This is a genomic window from Streptomyces sp. NPDC030798, from assembly GCF_055572275.1.
Genome location: NZ_JBVIDR010000003.1, coordinates 212,965 through 232,150, shown reverse-complemented (window position 1 = coordinate 232,150; position 19,186 = coordinate 212,965). Strand labels below are relative to the sequence as shown.

Sequence of the window (19,186 nt, the reverse complement as noted above, 5' to 3'; positions counted from 1 at the left end):
GTGCGTCCGCGCGGGCCCGCTGCAGGGGCAGGATCAGCGCATACGGGTAAAATCTAGCCGTTGGACAGAGGCGTTTCATCCGAAAAGGCTGCCGCCCAGCCGGAAGTGACCGATGCCCCGCAAGCGCCCCACGGACGACGGCGACGAGCTGCTGACCCGACTCGGATCGCTCACCGCCCAGGCACGCGAGCGTGCGGAGCAGCAGCGCACCCAGGTCGAGCTGGCCATCGCGCTGCAGCGGGGCATGCTCCCACGGGACCTGCCGACCGCCCCCGGCCTGCACCTCGCGGTGCGCTACGCACCCGCCACCTACGGCCTCAACGTGGGCGGCGACTGGTACGACGCCTTCACGCTGCCCGACGGCCGCATCGGGCTGTCCATCGGTGACGTCCAGGGCCACAACATCGAGGCCGCGGCCTTCATGGGGCAGGTCCGCGCCGGGCTGCGCGCCCTCGCCTCCGTCACCGGCGAGCCGGGCGAGCTGCTGGCGCGGACCAACGAACTGCTGCTCTCCCTGGGCAGCGAACTGTTCGCCACCTGCACCTTCATGCGGCTCGACCCGGCCACCGGCGTGCTGGAGAGCGCGCGGGCCGGGCACACCCCGTTCATCCGGGCCACGGCCGACGGCAGGGCAGGCGTCGTGGACGACGAGGGAGGGCCGCCGCTCGGCGTCGACAAGGGCATGGAGTACCCGGTGACCCGGCACCGGCTCAGCGCCGGCGGCGTCGTCGTCCTGCTCACCGACGGCGTCGTGGAGGGACCGTCGCTGAGCATCGAGGACGGCCTCGACCAGGTCGTGCGGCTCGCGGGTGTCGCGGCCGTCGCCGGCCTGGAGGCGCACGCGCTGGCCGCCGCCGTCATCAAGTGCGCCGCGAGCGTCGGGCACGAGGACGACGCCGCCGTCCTCGTGGTGGGGCTGGACGGGCCCTGCGTCGCCGGGCTCGACGGGGGCGACGTTCAGCCATAGGGCCGCCACGCGGCGGCTCTCGCCTCGCCGACGGCGGGCCATCGGTGTGAGATGGCTGCTGTGGTGGGTTTGAAGGATCTGCGCCGGCCGGGCGGCTACGCCGTCCAGGTGCTCGCCGTCGCCGCCTGCTACTACGCCGCGGGCCGGCTCGGGCTCCTGCGCCGGCTCGTCGTCGAGGGCGCCGTGGTCACCCCGATCTGGCCGCCGACCGGGGTCGCCGTCGCCGCCCTGCTGATCCTCGGGCTGGGCTCCTGGCCCGGCATCACGCTCGGGGCGCTCTTCGCCGTGCTGTCCGTCACCGTCTCGCCCGGACCCGACGTGATCGGCACCGTCTTCGGCCAGACCGCGGCGCCCGTGTGCGCGGCGCTGCTGCTGCGCCGGGCCGGCTTCCGCACCGACCTCACCCGGCTGCGGGACGGGCTCGCCCTGGTGTTCCTCGCGGCGTTCGCCGCCATGCTGATCAGCTCCAGCGTGGGCGTCGGCCTGCTGATCGCGACGGGCAAGCTGGCCACGGACCACCTCTGGCCGGTGTGGCTGGCCTGGTGGGTGGGCGACGCGATGGGCGTGCTGATCGTCACGCCGCTGCTGCTGCTCCTGCTGCGGATGCGCCGGCCGCTGGCCGTGACGCGCTGGAAGGAGGCCACCGCGCTGGCCGTCGTGGCCTGCGCACTGGTGCCGCTGGCCGCCTACAGCCGGAACAGCATGCTGTTCCTCGTCTATCCGCTCATCATCTGGGCCGCCCTGCGGTTCCAGCTGGTGGGCAGCACCCTGTGCGCGCTGCTGACGTCCGTGCTGGCCACGGTCGCCGCGACGGACGGGGCCGGCGCCTTCGCGGGGCTGAACAGGGTCGAGGTCATGGCCAAGCTCCAGGCCTTCAACGGCGCGATGGCGCTGACCGCGCTGCTGCTGTCCGCCGTGATCAGCGAGCAGCGCAACACCCGGCGCTCGGTCGAGCAGGCGTGCCAGGAGCTGGTGGAGGTGCTCGAACACCTCACCGCGGGCGAGCCCCCGCCGCCGCGCCCGCCGCCGGACGGCGAGGACGCGGAAGCGACCGGCGAGGCGCACGACGCGCACGGCGCCGACGGCGCGGACGGCGCGGACGACCAGGCCCGGCCGAGCGGCGGCCCCGGACCGTGAGACGGGTGGCCGGCGTTCGCGCCTCGTTCACCCTCCCTGTTCACCGTCCCTGCTCGTCACCGCCCGCCTCCGACGGTGCCGCGCGCTCGGCGTCGTCCCGCTTCCTGGTGGGTGGGTGCGCCGTGCCCTCGCCGCCCGGCTGCCCGCCGCCGGTCGTGCCGTACCCGCCGGGGATGCCCGCGGGCATGTCGGCGTCGGCCTGTTCCTCGCTGATGTGCCGCCGGGCCCGGACGTTCGCCCGGCGGTCGGGGTAGGGGTAGTCGAACGGCTGAGCGGCGGCACGTTCCCGTTCCGCCTCCCGCTGCCGCCGGGCGGCGCTCTCGGCCGCCGTCGGTTCCCGGTCCTGATGCTTGCGGTCGTTGGCGTGCACGCAGCGCCGAGTACCCCCCGTGCCGGGCCCGCCCACGCGGGACACGGCGTGTCGAACGACCGCCCGGGGGCACTGGGAGACGATGGGCGATGCCCGCACGGGCACCGGGTCGGTCCGGAGGAACAGGGGCGGCAGGCGGCATGGCACAGCGGCTGACACAGAACCGGAACGACGGGCACCCCGGCACGCCGTTCCTCACGGCCGACACAGGTTCCCACGACCCCGAAGGGCACCCTGGGACGGGCGGGCGGTCTCGTGGTGGTGGCCCGGCGCGGGGGCCCGAGGGCGGGGGCGACGCGCGTCGGCGTATCCCCCGGACCGACGTGCTGCTGCGTGAGCCGCGGCTCGCCGCCGCGGTCGGGCGGCTCGGGGAGCGGGTGGTGAAGGCGGCGGTCCGTCAGGCGCAGGCGCGGGCGCGTGCGGGCGGCATCGCGCCCGAGCAGGTGCCGGACGCGGCCGTCGCCCTGTTGCCCGGCACGCCCGGTGGGCTCCGGCCGGTGATCAACGCCACCGGCGTCCTGCTGCACACCAACCTGGGCCGCGCCCCGCTGTCGGCGGCGGCGCGGCAGGCCGTGGCGGCGGCCGCCGGACCCACCGACGTGGAACTCGACCTCCCCTCCGGCGTACGGGCCCGGCGCGGCCGTTGCGCCCTCGCCGCGCTGGCGGGCCGTGTGCCCGCGGCCGGCGGGGTGCACGTCGTCAACAACGGGGCCGCCGCGCTCGTCCTGGCCGCCACCGCGCTCGCCGCCGGTAAGGAGATCGTCATCAGCCGGGGCGAGATGGTGGAGATCGGCGACGGCTTCCGCCTGCCCGACCTCCTCGTCTCCACCGGCGCCCGGCTCCGCGAGGTCGGCACCACCAACCGCACCACCACCGCCGACTACGCCGCCGTGATCGGCCCCGGCACCGGCTTCGTGCTCAAGGTGCACCCCTCCAACTTCCGCGTCACCGGTTTCACCCGTGCCGCCGAGGCCGGTGACCTCGCCGCCCTCGGCGTCCCCGTCGTCGTCGACATCGGCTCCGGCCTGCTCGCCCCGCACCCCGCGCTGCCCGACGAACCCGACGCCGACACCCAACTGCGCGCCGGAGCCGCCCTGGTCACCGCGAGCGGCGACAAACTGCTCGGCGGCCCCCAGTGCGGCCTCCTGCTCGGCCGCGAGGACCTGGTCCGCCGCCTGGCCCGGCATCCGCTGGCCCGCGCCCTGCGGGTCGACAAACTGACCCTCGCCGCCCTGGAGGCCACGCTCACCGGCCCGCCCACCCCGACCGCCACCGCCCTCACCGCCGACCCGGTCGGGCTCCGGGCCCGGGCCGAACGCCTCGCCACCGCCCTGGGCGCCGACGGCATCGACGTATACGCGGTCCAGAGCGCCGCCACGGTCGGCGGGGGAGGGGCCCCCGGCGTCCTGCTCGACAGCGCCGCGCTGTCCCTGCCCGAGCCGTACGCCGCCGCCCTGCGCACCGGCCCGGTCCCCGTGGTCGGCCGCCTGGAGGCCGGGCGCTGTCTGCTGGACCTGCGGGCCGTGCCGCCCGAGGACGACGACCGGCTCGCCGAGGCCGTACGAGCGGCCCGCCCGGCCGCGGAGAGCTAGCTGCGGTGTGCGGGCGCCCGCCACCCACGGCCCCGTCGACCCATGAGCGGCCCGCCCGGCCGCGGGAAGGTAGGAAGTGATGCGGGTCCTCGCCACCGCCGGCCACGTCGACCACGGCAAGTCCGCCCTGGTCCGGGCGCTCACCGGGATGGAGCCCGACCGGTACGAGGAGGAGCGCCGCCGGGGCCTGACCCTCGACCTCGGGTTCGTGTGGACCAGGATCGGCGGACCGGACGGGGAGCCGATGGCCTTCGTGGACGTGCCCGGCCACGAGCGGTTCGTCGCCACCATGCTCGCCGGCGCCGGCCCCGTGCCCGCCGTGCTGTTCGTGGTCGCCGCCGACCAGGGCTGGCAGCCCCAGTCGCAGGAGCACCTGGCGATCCTCGACGCGCTCGGCGTCCGGCACGCCGTCCTCGCCGTCACCCGCAGCGACCTCGCCGACCCCGAACCCGTCCGCGCCGACGCCGTCGAGCGGATGGCCGCGACCTCCCTCGGCAAGGTGCCCTCTGTCGCGGTGAGCTCGGTCACCGGCACCGGGCTGGACGACCTGCGCACCGAACTCGCACGCCTCGCCGACCGGTTGCCCGCCCCGGACGCCGACGCCGACGTACGGCTCTGGCTCGACCGCGCCTTCACCGTGCGCGGCCACGGCACCGTGGTGACCGGCACCCTCGGCGCGGGCACCCTGCGCGTCGGCGACCGGCTCGCCGTCGGGGACGGGACGGCCGTACTGCGGGTGCGCGGGCTGCAGAGCCTGCACGAGGAGCGGACGGAGGTCGCCGCGGTGGCCCGGGTGGCCGTCAACGTGCACGGACCCGGTGACGCCGGCCTGGGCCGGGGGCAGGTGCTGCTGACCCCGGACCGGTGGCTGCACACCGGCGTCGTCGACGCCCGCGTCACCGGGGAGCCGGCCGCCGACCTGCCCCGCTCGGTCACCCTGCACATCGGCACCGCCGCCGTCCCCGTGACCGTCCGCCCGCTGGGCGAGGACACCGCCCGGCTCACCCTGCACCGGCCGCTGCCGCTGCGCGTCGGCGACCGCGCCGTGCTGCGCGAACCGGGCGGCACCCGGATGCCCTGCGCGGTCACCGTCCTCGACGTCCGGCCGCCCCGGCTCGCCCGGCGCGGCGCCGGCCGCGCCCGCGCCGCCGAGCTCGCCGGAATGACCGGCCGCCCCGACGGCGCCGCCGAGCTGCGCCGCCGCTCCCTCGTCCGGCGCGCGGACCTGCTGGCGATGGGCGTCGCGCCCCCGGCCGACCCGGTCGCCGGGGACTGGCTGGCCGACCCGGCGTACTGGGCGGCCCAGCGCGACCGGCTGGCCGCCGAGACCCGACGGCACGCCCGCGCGCACCCGCTGGAACCCGGCCTGCCGACCGAGGCCGCCCGCCACCTGCTCCGCCTCCCCGACCGGGCCCTCGTGGACGCGCTCGCCCGGAGCACGCCGGGCCTCGCCGGCCGCGAGGGGCGGCTGTATCCCGCCGACGCCCTGCGGCCCGCCCTGCCTCCGCCCGTCCGGGTGGCCGTCGACGCCGTACGCGGGGATCTGGCCCGTACGCCGTTCCGCGCCCCCGAGGCCGACCGGCTGACCCGGCTCGGGCTCACCCGCAAGGCGCTGGCCGCCGCCGTGTCCGCCGGGGCCCTGCTGCGCATCGCCGAGGGCATCGTCCTGCTGCCCGGCGCCGACACCGAGGCCGCCGCCGTGCTGCGCCGACTGCCGCAGCCGTTCACGCTGAGCGAGGCGCGGCAGGCCCTGGACACCACACGCCGGGTGGCCGTACCGCTGCTGGAGTACCTGGACGCCCACGGGTACACGGAACGCGTGGACGACCAGCGCCGGCGCTGCCGGCCCGGGCCCGGGAGCGGAGGCGTGACCTGCGAAGACACAGGAAACCGGGACAAACGCACGCCTATCGATGACCTTCGATGACGTCCGGGCCAGCCGCTCGCGCACTCGCTCCGTGATGCCGCTGATGCCGCTGATGCCGGCCTTCCATACCGTCCGTTCGTACTCGGCCTGCCGATCAGGCTCGTCGGCGAGGTGGTCAGGGTTGCTGAGCCAGAAGTCCAGTGCTTGCAACCGCTTATGTCCCCGGATGACCCCGACGGCCTCCTGCGGCAAAGCCTGGTCATCATCGGATTCGCACGACGTACCGCACCGGTCCAGGACGAACAGCAAGCGAACCGCGTCCTTGAGCATGAAGCTCTGCCCGGGATGTGCGAGTCAACTGGTCTTGTGGTCCCATTTCGGTCCGACCAGGGTCCATTCCTTGTCCCACTGCGCGATGCGGCGCCGGTCGAGCCACCACCGCCCGGCGCTGCCGATGCCGAAGACCACGCCGCTCAGCGCGAGGGCGGCTGAGCCTCCGAAGAGTGCCGCCTCGACGGCTGCTGCGGTGGGGGACGCCGGCTGAGTGCTCAGCTTCCCCTGGCCGTCGATCCAGATTCTCACCGTCGAGCCGGCCTTCTTTCCGGTGGCCACCAGCGTCATGCCGGTGCGCGTGGAACCGTCGGAGCTCGTCCAGCGGACCCTTGCCGAGGCAAGGTCTCTGCCCAGGTCGGAGGTGGTGGGACGCGGGACGTCATCGAGGAGAACGGCGCGGACGGGGATCCGGTCGGCCCGCTGTTGGGCGAAGACGTGGTCGGCTGCGTGGGCCGTCACCACACCGGCCGCCGTGCCACCCACCGCGATGAGCACCCATATGGCCAGCACGAGCCATGCCTCGAGGACGTCGTCGCGTCGCCGGATCGGGTTGTTCCGCCATCGCCACAGCGGCACGCTCGTTCGCTTGCGTTTCCTGTTCGCGGGCCTGTCCTCGCGCATCTCTCCACCCCTCCTCGTCGTCACACACACGAAGGTGACAGCCGCAGCACCTCCGTGGCATGGGCCGATCAGGCGGAAGCGGAGGGCCGGTCGGGCCAAGCAGGGGCCGACGCCGGTCCCTTCGGCCCAGCACACGCACGGGTCGTTGAACCGCGCCGTGGTTCTGTGCCGTGCGCGGCGGTCGGTACGCGCCGTACCCGAGCGTGGCCTGAGCCACGCGGATCCTGTCGGCCGGGCTCTGCATCTGTCTGTCGGTGCCGCTGTCTTCAACCTCCGCGTTGCTACGGCCCACTCCGGCAAGCCGCTTCCACCGAACAATCGAGTCGAACTCGGCGGGCTGCACCTCTGGTCATCAGCCCGCTGCTGTGGTGAGGACACCAGCGGGCACAGCAGCCAAGGCCTCGGACAGGTGGCCGTACATCTCGAACACGCCGTCCAGCCCCGCAGCACGAAGAATTCGACGGAACTGGTTGCCGGCAGTGACGAGACGCAGGCGACCGTGCCGTTCCACGACCCTGTTCCGAGCCCGGCACAGCATCCCCAGTCCGGCGCAGTCGATGAAGGACACGGCGCGAAGGTCCACCACCAGGTCGGGAAGGACGACGGCCGTCAGATCGTCCAGGCGCGCCCCCAGGGGCGGTGCCGTGAGGATGTCGATCTCACCGCACAGCTCCACGACGGTCGCCCCGCCGAAGGCACGCTCGGTGTGGCGCGATGCGGACGTGATGAGGGTTTCGACCATGGTCAGAGGAAATCCGGGCCGATGGGCGTGCCGGAAGGGCCGTCCGGCCCCCCTTCGCCGCCACGTTTCCTCGGGCCGCTCTCCGGCCAGGGCGGGCCCCGTGGCCCCTCACCCGAGGCAGCCGGCGGACTCAGCATGGACTGTGATCCCCCCCCGGGCGAAAGACGGGCTGACTCATGTACCCGAACGACGGTTTCCGCGAACTCGGTCGTCGCGAGTGCCTGCGCCTGCTGGCGACGGCACCCATCGGCCGCATCGTCTACACGCGCCAGGCGCTGCCCGCGGTCGTGCCGGTCAACTTCGGCCTGGACGTCGACGGAGCGGTGCTGCTGCGCACCTCGACGGCCTCCGAGCTGGCCCGCGCGGTCGACGGCGCGGTCGTCGCCTTCGAGGCGGATGCGGCCGATGTGGACACGCACTCCGGATGGAGCGTTGTCGTGACCGGCCGGGCAGAGATCGTGACGGATCCGGCCGAGGCAGCACGCCTGGAGCGGAGCGGCCCGCGCTCCTGGGCTCCCTCGCTCGAGGAGGTCTTCGTGCGCATCGAGCCTGAACTGGTCACCGGGCGTGAACTCTTCGGGGGCCGCACGATGTACGGCCTGGATCTCTCCGCCTGACCGCTGGGCATCACGCGCTCGCGACCCGGTCCGAAGGGCCCAACGGTGCGGGCCGGACGGCGCGGCGACGGGTTCCCGCAGGCCCTGCCCCATGCAGGGGCGCGCGAGGAGCATCGTCAGTGGAGCCGCGCACGGAACTGTCCGTGGTGCGGTGTCGCGAACGATGCGGAGGCAGTGATGACCGTGGCAACCCGTCCCGACGTGGACGTTCCCGCCGATGCCTGGCGTGGCTTCGCCGGCCGGGGCTGGCGCGAGGGGATCGACGTACGCGACTTCATCCAGGCCAACTACACGCCGTACGAGGGCGGCCCGGAGTTCCTGACCGGTCCGACCGAGCGCACGCTCGCCGTGTGGCACAAGGTCAGCGCCTTGTTCCCCGAGGAGCGGCGCAAGGGCATCCTCGACGTGGACACCGCCACCCCTTCCACGATCACCTCGCACGCCGCCGGCTACATCGACCGGGACCGTGAGCTGATCGTCGGTCTGCAGACGGACGCTCCGCTGAAGCGCGCGATCATGCCGAACGGCGGTCTCCGGATGGTCGAGAACGGCCTGAAGGCGTACGGCTACGAGCCCGACCCGTTCGTGACCAAGGTCTTCGGCACCTACCGCAAGACCCACAACGACGGCGTATTCGACGCCTACACCCCGCAGATGCGCGCCGCCCGCAAGGCCGGCGTCATCACCGGACTGCCCGACGCCTACGGACGCGGCCGGATCATCGGCGACTACCGGCGCGTCGCCCTCTACGGTACGGACCGCCTGATCCAGGCCAAGAAGGCCGAGCGTGCCCAGCTCGACGCCTGCGCATCCTCCACCGAGGTCATCCGTGACCGGGAGGAACTCGCCGAGCAGATGAAGGCGTTGGACGAGCTGACGCGGATGGCGGCGTCGTACGGCTGTGACGTCTCCCGCCCCGCCACCACTGCCCGCGAGGCCGTGCAGTGGCTCTACCTCGGCTACCTGGCTGCGGTGAAGGAGCAGAACGGCGCGGCCATGTCGCTCGGCCGCACCTCCACCTTTCTGGACGTCTACCTCCAGCGGGACCTGGCGGACGGGACCATCGACGAGACCCGGGCCCAGGAGCTGATCGACGACTTCGTGATCAAGCTGCGGATCGTGCGCTTCCTGCGCACACCCGAGTACGACGCCTTGTTCTCCGGCGACCCGACCTGGGTGACGGAGTCCATCGGCGGCATGGGCGCCGATGGCCGGACCCTGGTCACCCGCACCTCCTTCCGGTTCCTGCAGACCCTCTACAACCTCGGCCCCGCCCCCGAGCCCAACCTGACCGTGCTCTGGTCGCCCCGGCTGCCCGACGGCTTCAAGGAGTTCTGCGCCCAGGTCTCCATCGACACCAGCGCCGTCCAGTACGAGTCCGACGACCTGATGTGCCCCCGGACCGGAGACGACACCGCCATCGCTTGCTGCGTCTCCGCCATGGCGGTCGGCAAGCAGATGCAGTTCTTCGGCGCACGGGTCAACCTCGCAAAGGCCCTGCTCTACGCCATCAACGGCGGCCGCGACGAAATGACCGGCGAACAGGTCGCGCCCGCAGCGCCCCCGCTGACCGGTGAGTACCTCGACTACGAGGAACTGTCGGCGGCCTACGACCACGTCCTGGACTGGCTGGCCCGGACGTACGTCAACGCGCTCAACGTCATCCACTACATGCACGACAAGTACGCCTACGAACGCCTGGAGATGGCCCTGCACGACTACCCCGTGCACCGGTTCATGGCCTGCGGGATCGCCGGTCTGTCGGTGGCGGCGGACAGCCTGTCCGCCGTGAAGTACGCACGCGTGAAGGTGTTCCGGGACGCCACCGGACTCGCCGTCGACTTCCGCACCGAGGGCGACTTCCCGGCGTACGGCAACAACGACGACCGCGCCGACAGCATCGCCGTCGACCTGGTGGAGTCCTTCATGGCGAAGGTGCGGCAATACCCCACTCACCGTGGCGCCGAGCACACCCAGTCGGTCCTCACCATCACCTCGAACGTGGTCTACGGCAAGCACACGGGCAACACCCCCGACGGCCGCCGTTCCGGGCAGCCCTTCGCCCCCGGCGCCAACCCGATGAACGGCCGGGACCGGCACGGGGCCGTCGCGTCGGCGCTGTCGGTGGCGAAGCTGCCGTACGAAGAGGCCCGCGACGGCATCTCCCTGACCACGACCATCACGCCCGAAGGGCTCGGCCACGATCCCACGGAACGAGCCGGCAACCTGGTCGGCATCCTCGATGGATACATGACCTTCGGGGGCTTCCACATGAACGTCAACGTGCTGAACCGGGCGACGCTCAAGGACGCCATGGAACACCCGGAGAAATACCCGGAGTTGACGATCCGGGTCTCCGGTTATGCGGTCAACTTCGTCCGCCTGACGCGTGAGCAGCAGCTCGACGTGATCAGTCGCACCTTCCACGGGTCGCTGTGAACGCCACGGCGGCGCCGGTGGTGACCGGCCGGGTGCACTCCTGGGACCTGTCCACCGGCGTGGACGGTCCCGGGACCCGGTTCGTCCTGTTCGTCAGCGGCTGCCCCCTGCGCTGCCTGTACTGCGCCAACCCGGACACCTGGCACCTGCGCGACGGGCGGGAGACCTCGGTCGACGAGGTGATGCAGGAGATCGAGAAGTACCGGGGCTTCCTGACCACGGCCGGGGGAGGGGTGACCATCACGGGCGGGGAGCCGCTGCTCCAGCCGGCCTTCACCGGCTCCCTCCTGCACCGCTGCAAGGAGGCCGGACTGCACACGGCGCTGGACACCTCCGGCTTCCTGGGCGAACGTGCCTGCGATGAACTCCTCGGCGACACCGACCTGGTGCTGCTGGACATCAAGTCGTTCGACGCCACCACCTGTCGGAGGCTCACCGGTGCCCGTCTCGCCCCCACGCTGAGCTTCGCCACCCGCTTGGACCGGCTGGGTGTCCCCGTGTACATCCGATACGTCCTCGTCCCCGGCTGGACCGACGACCCGACCGCAGTGGACGGTCTCGGCGCCTTCCTGGCCGGGCTGACCAACGTGGACCGGGTGGACGTCCTGCCCTTCCACAAACTCGGCGCCCACAAGTACGACGCCCTGGGCATCGACTTCCGGCTGCGCGACACACCCGCGCCCGATCCGGAGCTGACGGAACGCGTGCGCGAGCAGTTCCGGGAGCACGGACTTCGGGCGTTGTAGTCGGCCGCTGCCCGTCGAACGTGCACCCGCGCGTGGGCCACCCGGCCTCCGCACCGGGACTTGAGACCCCTCCTGATCCAAGTGCCCGGCCTCGACACTGAATTCGTGACTGATAAGGAGGCCGAGATGCCCCGCACCATCACCGCAGGACTGGACGGGTCCCCGGAGAGCCTGACTGCCGCCGACTGGGCAGCCAGGGAAGCCCTGCTCCGGGATGTTCCGCTGCACCTGCTCCACGCCGTTGGGCCGAAGCCGTACATGCACGCATCCGCGGGCGGCGTATCCCAGCCGTCCCTGAGCATTCGTTGGGCGGACCGCATGCTGCGCGAGGCCGAGGCGACGATCGCGCGGCGTCACCCGGGCCTGCGGATCACCACCGACCGTGTCACTGAAGAAGTCGTGCCCGCGCTGCTCGGCGCGGCTGCGGAAGCCGGCCTGTTGGTGCTGGGCTCTCGCGGCCTGGGCGGCGTAGCCGGATTCCTGGGCGGGTCCGTCGCCCAGACGGTCGTGGCGGGCAGCCGACGGCCTGTCGTCCTCGTGCGGGGCGGCCTGCGCCCCGACGACGAACACCAGCCTGGGGCCGTTGGGTCCGGGATCGCACCGTTCCGCGACGTCGTCATGGGCTTCAACTCTGCCGCTCCGAACGACACCGTGATCGGATTCGCCTTCGAGGCCGCCTCTCAGCGTGCGGCGAGGCTGCGCGTCGTCCATGGCCGGAGCCCGGAACTGCCCTACTACGACAATGGCGGCGATCTCAACGCCGAACTGCACGACGAACTCACCGGGGACATGCACCGTGCCCTGGGCGAGGCGCTGGAGCCCTGGCGGGGCAAGTTCCCCGGAGTCGAGGTGACAGAGCAGGCGGTGATCGGCAAGGCGGCCTCGCACCTCGTGGAGGCGTCGCGCGACGCGTCCCTGGTCGTGGTCGGCCGTCGGCGCCGGACGGCGATCGGCGCGGTGATCGGCCCAGTCGCCCAGGCGGTGCTGCACCACGCCACCGCACCGGTCGCGGTGGTCCCGCACGATTGACAGGGCCACCCTGCGAGCGGACCGCGATCAGGCGCCGTCGGACCCGTCGTCGGCGGTGAGCCGTACGCCGGTTATCAGATCCGGGCGGATGCGCACCGCGTAGTCCATGGTCCGGTGCACCCACGGGTTGAGCAGTGCCTGGTAGCGGGCCAGTTCCTCCGAGTCGGTCACCAGGTGCGCGTAGCCGGTGACCACCACGCTCCAGCCGAGGTGCGTGTCGGGGTCGATGGCGTCGGCCTCGTAGGCCACCACGACGCCTTGACCGCCGGCCTGCCCGGCGCGCGCGGTCAGGGCCGCGCCCTCGTGGGTACGGATGACGATGTCACCGTTGTCCAGGACGACGTGGTTGACCGGACGGACGGTGGGCAGCGCGTGGCGGGTGAAGACGATCCGTCCGAAGGAGACGCTGCCCAGTAGCCGCAGGGCTTCGTCATCGCCCAGCTCGATGCTCCGGCGCGGCCCGGCAGGGAGATCCTCAGTGGTGTCGATGGTCATGGGGGGCTTCCGTACGGTCTCGTTGCTCACTGCTGCGTGTCTTGACTGGGGCGGCGAGGCGGCTGCACGGCCTTTCGCCGAGATGTGGTGGTCGCCTGTCCGTGGCACTCGGCCCGGAGCCACGGACAGGCCGATCAGATCATTGGAACGGCACCGAAGCTCTTCACGCCAGGGCCGTTCGGCCCTTGTCCGCGTTCGGTCGGCCCTGCGCACGCCCGTAGAAGGCCGTGCGCATGATCTCCTGCATGTCGTCGAGCATCGGCATGCGCGGGTTCGCCGGCGCACACTGGTCCTCGTAGGCGTTCAGGGCCTGCTGCGGCAGAGCGTCCAGGAACGTGCGCTCATCGATGCCGAGGGCCAGGAACGACGGCTCGATGCCCACGGCGTCGCGCAGCCGCTCCACCGCGCAGGCCAGCGACTCCACGCCCTCCTGCGCGGTGGAGGCGGGCAGACCGAGGGTGCGGGTGATGTCCTGAAAGCGTTCGGGAGCACGGTAGTTCTCGTACTTGGGCCAGCCCGTCAGCTTCGTGGGTACGGTGCCGTTGTAGCGGATGACGTGCGGCAGCAGGACCGCGTTGGTGCGGCCGTGTGCGACGTGGAAGGTGGCGCCGAGGGTGTGCGCCATGGCGTGGACGATGCCGAGGAAGGCGTTGCCGAAGGCCATGCCGGCGATCGTGCCGGCGTTGTGCATCTTCTCCCGCGCGTCGGATCGGCCCCTGCGGTCGTTCACCGCCGCTTCGATGTTGTCGAAGATCAGCCGGATCGCGTGCAGAGCCAGGCCGTCGGTGAAGTCGTTGGCGTAGACGGACACGTACGCCTCTATGGCGTGGGTGAGGGCGTCGAAGCCGCAGTCGGCCGCCAGCGCCGGGGGCAGGCCCGCGGTGAGCAGTGGGTCGACGATGGCGACGCTCGGGGTGAGCGCGTAGTCGGCGAGTGGGTACTTCTTGCCGTTGGCGGGGTCGGAGATCACCGCGAAGGGGGTGACCTCCGCGCCGGTGCCGGATGTGGTGGGCACGCACACCAGGCGGGCCCGGGTGCCGAGGACCGGGAAGCGGAAGGCGCGCTTGCGGATGTCGGAGAACTTCTGCCGCATGTCGGCGAAGTGGATGTCCGGGTGCTCGTACAGCAGCCACATCACCTTCGCCGCGTCCATCGGCGAGCCACCACCGAGCGCGATGATCGTGTCCGGCCGGAAGTCCCGCATGAGCTGGGCGCCGCGCTGGACGGAGTCGATGCTCGGCTCCGGCTCGACGTTGTCGATGATCTGGAGAGTGACCGGCTCGTGGCGCCGCTGCAGCACGCGGCTGACACGGTCGACGAAGCCCAGGCGGGTCATGGTGGCGTCGGTGACGATCGTGACGCGGTGGACGCCCGGCATGGAGGCCAGGTAGCGCAGGGACTGCGGCTCGAAGTAGATCTTGGGCGGGATCTTGAACCACTGCAGGTTGTTGCGGCGCGCGCTGACCCGCTTGATGTTCAGCAACTGGACGGCGGAGACGTTGTTGGACACCGAAGTGTGCCCCCACGAGCCGCAGCCCAGGGTGAGCGACGGCAGCAGACTGTTGTAGACGCCGCCGATGGCACCCTGCGACGACGGGGCGTTGACGATGATCCGTACGGTCTTCATGCGCCGGCCGTATGCCTCCGCCAATGCCGGGTCCTCGGTGTGGATGACCGCGGTGTGACCCTGGCCGTGGAAGGCAACCATGTCGACGGCGAGGTCGAAGCCCTGCTGCTCCGAGCCGGCGCGCAGCACGGCGAGCACCGGGCAGAGTTTCTCGCGGGTCAGCGGTTCGTCCGGGCCCACCCGTTCGGCCTCTACCAGGATCACAGAGGTGTCGACCGGGATGGTGAAGCCCGCCTGTTCGGCGATCCATGCCGGGCTCTGACCGACGGCCTCGGCGTTGACCTTGGGCTCGCAGCCCGCGTTGGCCCGGCCGGTCGGGAACAGGAAGGCTTCCAGCTTCGCCTTCTCCTCGGCGGTCGCCATGTGGGCGTGCAGGGTGCGGAACTCGGCCAGTGCCGCGTCGTAGATGCCGTCGTCCAGGATGACAGCCTGTTCGGAGGCGCAGATCATGCCGTTGTCGAAGGACTTGGACAGCACCAGGTCGTTGACGGCCCGGCGCAGTTTCGCGCTCTTGTGCACGTAGGCGGGGACGTTGCCCGCGCCGACGCCCAGTGCGGGCTTGCCCGCCGAGTAGGCGGCCCTGACCATGGCGTTGCCGCCGGTGGCGAGTATCAGGGAGACGCCGGGGTGGCGCATCAGCAGGCCGGTCGCCTCCACGGACGGGGTCTCGATCCACTGCACGCAGTGCTCCGGCGCGCCGACGGCGACGGCCGCGTCCCGTACGATCCGGGCCGCCTCCGTGCTGCACCGCTGGGCCGAGGGATGGAAGGCGAAGACGACGGGATTGCGGGTCTTCAGGGCCATCAGGGCCTTGAAGACGGTGGTGGAGGTCGGGTTGGTGACCGGTGTGATCGCGCAGACCACGCCGACCGGCTCGGCGACCTCGATCATGTCCTCGAGGTCGTCGCGGGCGATGACGCCGACGGTCTTCATCGGGCCCATGCTGTGCGTGACGTGCTCGCACGCGAACATGTTCTTGGCGGCCTTGTCCTCGAAGACCCCGCGCCCGGTCTCCTCCACCGCGAGGCGGGCCAGCGCGGTGTGTTGGTCCAGGGCGGCGACCGAGGCCTTCTTGACGATGTGGTCGACCTGCTCCTGGGTGAGGGCGTCGTAGTCGGCGAGTGCCTTGAGTCCGTTCGTGACCAGCCGGTCCACGGCGATGGCGATGTCGGACGGCGCATCGGGAGTCGCCGTTGCCTGGACTCCGGCCTCATGACGGGTCATTGGGGAACGCCTCCGTTGACGAGAACCGTCGGCGGCGGCCGACGGCGTGCGGTCGGGAGCGGCACCGCGGGGGATCGGTGCCGCTCCCGCCTTCACTCTCGTCCTGCCTGTTCCCGGCTCCCAGGGGCCGATGGTCCCTTCCGGGGGCTGACCGGCACTGCCCGGCCAGGCCGGGCGGCCTGGCCGGGCAGTTCCCTCGCCGAGGTGCAGAAATCACACGTACCCGGCGGAGGGCGACCGCCTCACAGCGGAGGATCGTGAAGGGCGCTACTCCCGGCCGCTGTCGGGACGGCCGCCGCGCCACGGAGGCGGAGTGGCCGACCTGCGGGTCTCCTCCTTTCGATGCAGGACACGGTTCAGCTGGCTGCGCAGCCGGTCCTGCAGCCGGTCCGCCAGTTCGTGTCCCGTGGCCTCCTGAGCATGCACGACCACGAGGGTGTTTCCCACGACGAGCTCGACCCCTGCGGACCAGGGCCGCTCGGCGTGGTGCGCCACCGCCCTGGCCACCCTCACCGCACCGCTCACGGCAGGGACCCCGGGCCGGCCGAGTACCGCGTCGACCTTCTCCCGGAGGTACGCGACGGCTTCCTCGTCCACATCGCCTTCCACGCGCACCTCTACGGAGACGGTGCTGGTGCCGTAAGTGTCGGTGTCCTTGGCAGTCATGTGCTCCACTCCTTCTGATCGTTTCGCAGCGGCTCCAGACTTCTGCGGGTACTGGTGCTGGCCCAGGGCTGTCGGGCCCCAGCAGCGGGACCATTGGACCTCACTCTGCGGGGTGGCATGATGCGGGCTTGTGCCGTGTGGAGCCCCGTACGGCTTCGGCTTCCCGGAGCATCAGGGCCGTGACACCTGACCACTGAAGGGGGCTACGGCCGTTTCGCACCCCTGTTGGCAGAGGTACTTCACGGCCGCGGGACACAAAGGGTGGACAACAGGGCCGACCGGCCCTGGCCCCTCGGCCCGGATACGGGAAAGGATCTCTCTACGGAGGGCCGATTCCGTCCACGAGCGGACATCGGTGCGGAACGCGGAACCAGGGAGCAGTTTCATGGCGGACAGCGAGCAGCCCGACGCCGGCGACCCGATCCGGGTCTTCCTGCTGGACGACCACGAGGTGGTACGCCGCGGAGTGCGTGACCTGTTGAACGACGAGCCGGACATCGAGGTGATCGGCGAGGCCGGCACGGTGGAGCAGGCACTGGTGCGTGTCCCCGCGTTGCGCCCGCAGGTGGCCGTGCTCGATGTCCGACTCCCCGACGGCGACGGTGTGACCGTGTGCCGGGAGCTGCGCTCCCGCATGCCGGAGCTGGCCTGCCTCATGCTGACCTCCTTCGACGACGAGGAGGCCCTGCTGGACTCGATCATGGCGGGCGCCTCCGGGTACGTCCTGAAGCAGATCCAGGGTTCGGACCTGGTGTCCGCCGTGCGCACCGTGGCCAGAGGCCAGTCCCTGCTCGATGCCAGTGCCACCACCAAGCTGATGGCCCGTCTTCGTGGCGGCCGGCAGGAGGAGCAGCAGCCCGACGGACTGCAGGGCCTGACCGAGCGGGAGCGGGAGATCCTGGCTCTGATCGGCGAGGGCCTGACCAACCGGCAGATCGGCCAGAGGCTCTACCTGGCCGAGAAGACGGTGAAGAACCACATCTCCCGTCTGCTGGCCAAGCTCGGCGTCGAGCGCCGGATCCAGGCCGCCGTCATCGCCACTCAGGTCCAGGACCGGCGGCGGCAGGAAGGGCACTGAACCGGGGACCGACGGGGTACGAGAACGAACGAATCGTCGGGCGACTCCCACACGGTGTGCTGGCGTGCTCAGGCGATCCGGCTTGTTCGTGTGCCCTGGAGCGGACCGGCCAGCAGGCGGCGGCACCACGCTGACCTGGTGGACGCCCGTGATACAAGTCCAGTACCGCCCCGTGGGGATCCCGCTGTTCTGAGGAGTTGGCGGTCAAGCCGGGGACAGGTTTTCTTCGCCATTCGGGGGAGCGGCGGTCGACTCTGCCGCGCCTTCCGAGCGCGTCAGCTCGAACTCCACGTCGACCACGCCCTCGACGGCCCGGACCAGGCGCGCGGCCACCGGGACCAGGGATGTGTCCCGGGCATGCCCGATGAGCCTGACGACGCCGTTCTGCACTTCCACCTGCACGGCTGACACCGGCGTAGGGAAGAGATGCGCCACGACCTCCTGCCGGACCTCCTCGGCGATCTCCTCATCGGTCCGCAGGAATACCTTGAGCAGGTCCGCGCGGCTGACGATGCCCTGGAGCATGCCCACGTCGTCGACAACGGGCAGGCGTTTGACCTTGGCGTGGGCCATGGTCCGTGCGGCCTGGGCGAGTGTCGCGCCCGCATGGACGGTGAGGGCGGGGGAGGTCATGAGGTCCTCGGCGGTGAGGCCGCCGGCCTTGGCCAGATCGTCGAGACGGCGCAGCTGGGTGGCCCGGTCGGGATCGCTGTCGCGGAACTCCTCCTTCGGCAGCAGGTCGGCCTCGGAGACGACGCCGACCACGCGGCCCTCTCCCTCGAGGACGGGCAGGGCGCTGACCTTCCAGTCCTGCATGAGCTGCACGATCTCCTTGAAGGCGGCCTGTCGGCCCACGGCGGCGACCGTGTGGGACATGACGTCGCTGACGATGTGCGGGGTGCTGTACACGGTGACTCCTTCGTCGGGTCGGCCCGCTCACACGGCGCTTGCGGCGCCGTAGGGGGCGTAGAGGTCCAGCAGCCGGGTCCTGGTGGAGCGCAGGCGGTGGGCCAGTACGTCGCCGGCCCACTGGGCGACGGCCTGGCCGAGTGCCGGATCGTCCTGGCAGAGGGAGCGGACGGCCGTGGCGTCGAACTCGTAGGCGCGCACGGGGGTCGCCGCCGTGGCGCCCAGGTGCCAGACGTGCGGCGCGAACCGCCAGGAGAGGCCGACGAGTTCGTTGTGGCCGAGGGTCTCGATGATGGCGCGGCGCCGGCCGGGTACGTGGGTGTCGAGTTCGATGGATCCGGTGCGGATGATCCAGAACCGGTCCGCGCGGGCACCCTCGTTGAACAGACGCGTTCCCTGCGGGAAGGACACCTCCCGGGCCAGCCGCATGAGCCGTTGCCGGTGCTCGGCGGACAGTGCGCGCAGCATGCTCGGAGTGTTCATGGCCTGCCTCCCGGTCGGGGGGTACGGACTGATACCTCCAGCGTGGGTCGCCGACTCAGACCGGGCGAGGGGCCATTGGGGCCGGAGCAGGGCCATCCGGCCCCGAGGCGGACGGCAGCGAAGACGGCCGCCGCCCCCGTGTCGGCGAGGGCGGCGGCCGTTGCGCGAGGATCGTGCCTCCCCCAACACGAGACTCGCATGGAAGCCCTCGCGGCTCCTGGGGTCTTCGGGAGAACCGCCCCAT

General features: G+C 71.8%; 17 protein-coding genes. 9 read left to right on the top strand and 8 right to left on the bottom strand.

Annotation, left to right across the window (positions count from 1 at the left end; translation table 11 throughout):
- The first annotated feature begins 112 nt into the window (after window positions 1-112).
- Together ACZ404_RS09345 and ACZ404_RS09340 are read left to right on the top strand one after the other, a co-directional pair.
- Entirely contained in the window at window positions 113-967 is an 855-nt protein-coding gene (locus ACZ404_RS09345) for a PP2C family protein-serine/threonine phosphatase (protein ID WP_468437599.1), read from the top strand.
- Window positions 968-1,018: 51 nt separating this feature from the next.
- Window positions 1,019-2,104 (top strand): MASE1 domain-containing protein, encoded by a 1,086-nt coding sequence (locus ACZ404_RS09340; RefSeq protein ID WP_468437597.1) that lies wholly within the window; start codon window positions 1,019-1,021, stop codon window positions 2,102-2,104.
- Window positions 2,105-2,144: 40 nt separating this feature from the next.
- Here ACZ404_RS09340 and ACZ404_RS09335 read toward each other — a convergent pair whose 3' ends face one another.
- Entirely contained in the window at window positions 2,145-2,474 is a 330-nt protein-coding gene (locus tag ACZ404_RS09335; RefSeq protein WP_468437595.1) for a hypothetical protein, read from the bottom strand.
- 308 nt (window positions 2,475-2,782) lie between these two features.
- Between ACZ404_RS09335 and selA the strand changes: the two genes are divergently transcribed.
- On the top strand, window positions 2,783-4,066 hold the full coding sequence (selA, locus tag ACZ404_RS09330; RefSeq protein ID WP_468438138.1) for an L-seryl-tRNA(Sec) selenium transferase: 1,284 nt from the start codon (window positions 2,783-2,785) through the stop codon (window positions 4,064-4,066).
- Window positions 4,067-4,145: 79 nt separating this feature from the next.
- Window positions 4,146-5,993: a SelB domain-containing protein gene (locus ACZ404_RS09325; protein WP_468437593.1), complete on the top strand. Its 1,848-nt coding sequence runs from the start codon at window positions 4,146-4,148 to the stop codon at window positions 5,991-5,993.
- A 294-nt stretch (window positions 5,994-6,287) separates the two neighbouring features.
- Here ACZ404_RS09325 and ACZ404_RS09320 read toward each other — a convergent pair whose 3' ends face one another.
- Together ACZ404_RS09320 and ACZ404_RS09315 are read right to left on the bottom strand one after the other, a co-directional pair.
- A complete protein-coding gene (locus ACZ404_RS09320) occupies window positions 6,288-6,887 on the bottom strand; it encodes an Rv1733c family protein (protein WP_468437591.1) in 600 nt (199 codons plus the stop codon).
- Between the two features lie 352 nt (window positions 6,888-7,239).
- A complete protein-coding gene (locus tag ACZ404_RS09315; RefSeq protein WP_468437589.1) occupies window positions 7,240-7,629 on the bottom strand; it encodes an STAS domain-containing protein in 390 nt (129 codons plus the stop codon).
- Window positions 7,630-7,805: 176 nt separating this feature from the next.
- Here ACZ404_RS09315 and ACZ404_RS09310 point away from each other — a divergent pair, with 176 nt between their 5' ends.
- The 4 genes from ACZ404_RS09310 to ACZ404_RS09295 all read left to right on the top strand — a co-directional run bounded on the left by ACZ404_RS09310 (window position 7,806) and on the right by ACZ404_RS09295 (window position 12,460).
- A complete protein-coding gene (locus ACZ404_RS09310) occupies window positions 7,806-8,246 on the top strand; it encodes a pyridoxamine 5'-phosphate oxidase family protein (protein ID WP_468437587.1) in 441 nt (146 codons plus the stop codon).
- A gap of 177 nt (window positions 8,247-8,423) precedes the next feature.
- On the top strand, window positions 8,424-10,685 hold the full coding sequence (gene pflB, locus ACZ404_RS09305) for a formate C-acetyltransferase (RefSeq protein WP_468437586.1): 2,262 nt from the start codon (window positions 8,424-8,426) through the stop codon (window positions 10,683-10,685).
- The gene (pflA, locus tag ACZ404_RS09300) at window positions 10,682-11,431 is read left to right on the top strand and encodes a pyruvate formate-lyase-activating protein (RefSeq protein ID WP_468437584.1); all 750 of its coding nucleotides are present in this window, start codon (window positions 10,682-10,684) and stop codon (window positions 11,429-11,431) included. Before pflB ends, pflA begins: the two co-directional genes overlap by 4 nt.
- A 126-nt stretch (window positions 11,432-11,557) precedes the next feature.
- Window positions 11,558-12,460, top strand: coding sequence for a universal stress protein (locus tag ACZ404_RS09295; RefSeq protein WP_468437582.1), 903 nt, complete (start codon window positions 11,558-11,560; stop codon window positions 12,458-12,460).
- A 27-nt stretch (window positions 12,461-12,487) separates the two neighbouring features.
- Here the strand turns inward: ACZ404_RS09295 and ACZ404_RS09290 are convergent, their stop codons facing one another.
- The 3 genes from ACZ404_RS09290 to ACZ404_RS09280 form a co-directional block, all read right to left on the bottom strand.
- Window positions 12,488-12,955: a pyridoxamine 5'-phosphate oxidase family protein gene (locus tag ACZ404_RS09290; protein WP_468437580.1), complete on the bottom strand. Its 468-nt coding sequence runs from the start codon at window positions 12,953-12,955 to the stop codon at window positions 12,488-12,490.
- A gap of 163 nt (window positions 12,956-13,118) precedes the next feature.
- Entirely contained in the window at window positions 13,119-15,806 is a 2,688-nt protein-coding gene (gene adhE, locus ACZ404_RS09285) for a bifunctional acetaldehyde-CoA/alcohol dehydrogenase (RefSeq protein WP_468437578.1), read from the bottom strand.
- A gap of 267 nt (window positions 15,807-16,073) precedes the next feature.
- On the bottom strand, window positions 16,074-16,472 hold the full coding sequence (locus tag ACZ404_RS09280; protein ID WP_468437576.1) for a hypothetical protein: 399 nt from the start codon (window positions 16,470-16,472) through the stop codon (window positions 16,074-16,076).
- A 385-nt stretch (window positions 16,473-16,857) separates the two neighbouring features.
- On the opposite strand from ACZ404_RS09280, the gene ACZ404_RS09275 reads away from it, so the two are divergent.
- Window positions 16,858-17,550 carry a response regulator gene (locus ACZ404_RS09275; RefSeq protein WP_468437574.1) on the top strand — a complete coding sequence of 231 codons (693 nt, stop codon included), beginning with the start codon at window positions 16,858-16,860 and terminating at the stop codon, window positions 17,548-17,550.
- A 204-nt stretch (window positions 17,551-17,754) separates the two neighbouring features.
- On the opposite strand, the gene ACZ404_RS09270 is transcribed toward ACZ404_RS09275, so the two are convergent.
- Window positions 17,755-18,459: a CBS domain-containing protein gene (locus ACZ404_RS09270; protein WP_468437572.1), complete on the bottom strand. Its 705-nt coding sequence runs from the start codon at window positions 18,457-18,459 to the stop codon at window positions 17,755-17,757.
- A 27-nt stretch (window positions 18,460-18,486) separates the two neighbouring features.
- Window positions 18,487-18,942, bottom strand: a complete 456-nt coding sequence (locus tag ACZ404_RS09265; protein ID WP_468437570.1) for a Crp/Fnr family transcriptional regulator — start codon at window positions 18,940-18,942, stop codon at window positions 18,487-18,489.
- Window positions 18,943-19,186: the final 244 nt, after the last annotated feature.

What these genes read in the sequence shown, in the direction of transcription:
- ACZ404_RS09275 (WP_468437574.1), top strand. Translation starts at nt 16,858, where the DNA reads ATGGCGGACAGCGAGCAGCCCGACGCCGGCGACCCGATCCGGGTCTTC.
- ACZ404_RS09320 (WP_468437591.1), bottom strand. Translation starts at nt 6,887, where the DNA reads ATGCGCGAGGACAGGCCCGCGAACAGGAAACGCAAGCGAACGAGCGTG.
- ACZ404_RS09265 (WP_468437570.1), bottom strand. Translation starts at nt 18,942, where the DNA reads ATGAACACTCCGAGCATGCTGCGCGCACTGTCCGCCGAGCACCGGCAA.
- adhE (WP_468437578.1), bottom strand. Translation starts at nt 15,806, where the DNA reads ATGACCCGTCATGAGGCCGGAGTCCAGGCAACGGCGACTCCCGATGCG.
- pflB (WP_468437586.1), top strand. Translation starts at nt 8,424, where the DNA reads ATGACCGTGGCAACCCGTCCCGACGTGGACGTTCCCGCCGATGCCTGG.
- ACZ404_RS09310 (WP_468437587.1), top strand. Translation starts at nt 7,806, where the DNA reads ATGTACCCGAACGACGGTTTCCGCGAACTCGGTCGTCGCGAGTGCCTG.
- ACZ404_RS09295 (WP_468437582.1), top strand. Translation starts at nt 11,558, where the DNA reads ATGCCCCGCACCATCACCGCAGGACTGGACGGGTCCCCGGAGAGCCTG.
- ACZ404_RS09345 (WP_468437599.1), top strand. Translation starts at nt 113, where the DNA reads ATGCCCCGCAAGCGCCCCACGGACGACGGCGACGAGCTGCTGACCCGA.
- ACZ404_RS09325 (WP_468437593.1), top strand. Translation starts at nt 4,146, where the DNA reads ATGCGGGTCCTCGCCACCGCCGGCCACGTCGACCACGGCAAGTCCGCC.
- ACZ404_RS09280 (WP_468437576.1), bottom strand. Translation starts at nt 16,472, where the DNA reads ATGACTGCCAAGGACACCGACACTTACGGCACCAGCACCGTCTCCGTA.
- ACZ404_RS09340 (WP_468437597.1), top strand. Translation starts at nt 1,019, where the DNA reads ATGGCTGCTGTGGTGGGTTTGAAGGATCTGCGCCGGCCGGGCGGCTAC.
- ACZ404_RS09315 (WP_468437589.1), bottom strand. Translation starts at nt 7,629, where the DNA reads ATGGTCGAAACCCTCATCACGTCCGCATCGCGCCACACCGAGCGTGCC.
- ACZ404_RS09290 (WP_468437580.1), bottom strand. Translation starts at nt 12,955, where the DNA reads ATGACCATCGACACCACTGAGGATCTCCCTGCCGGGCCGCGCCGGAGC.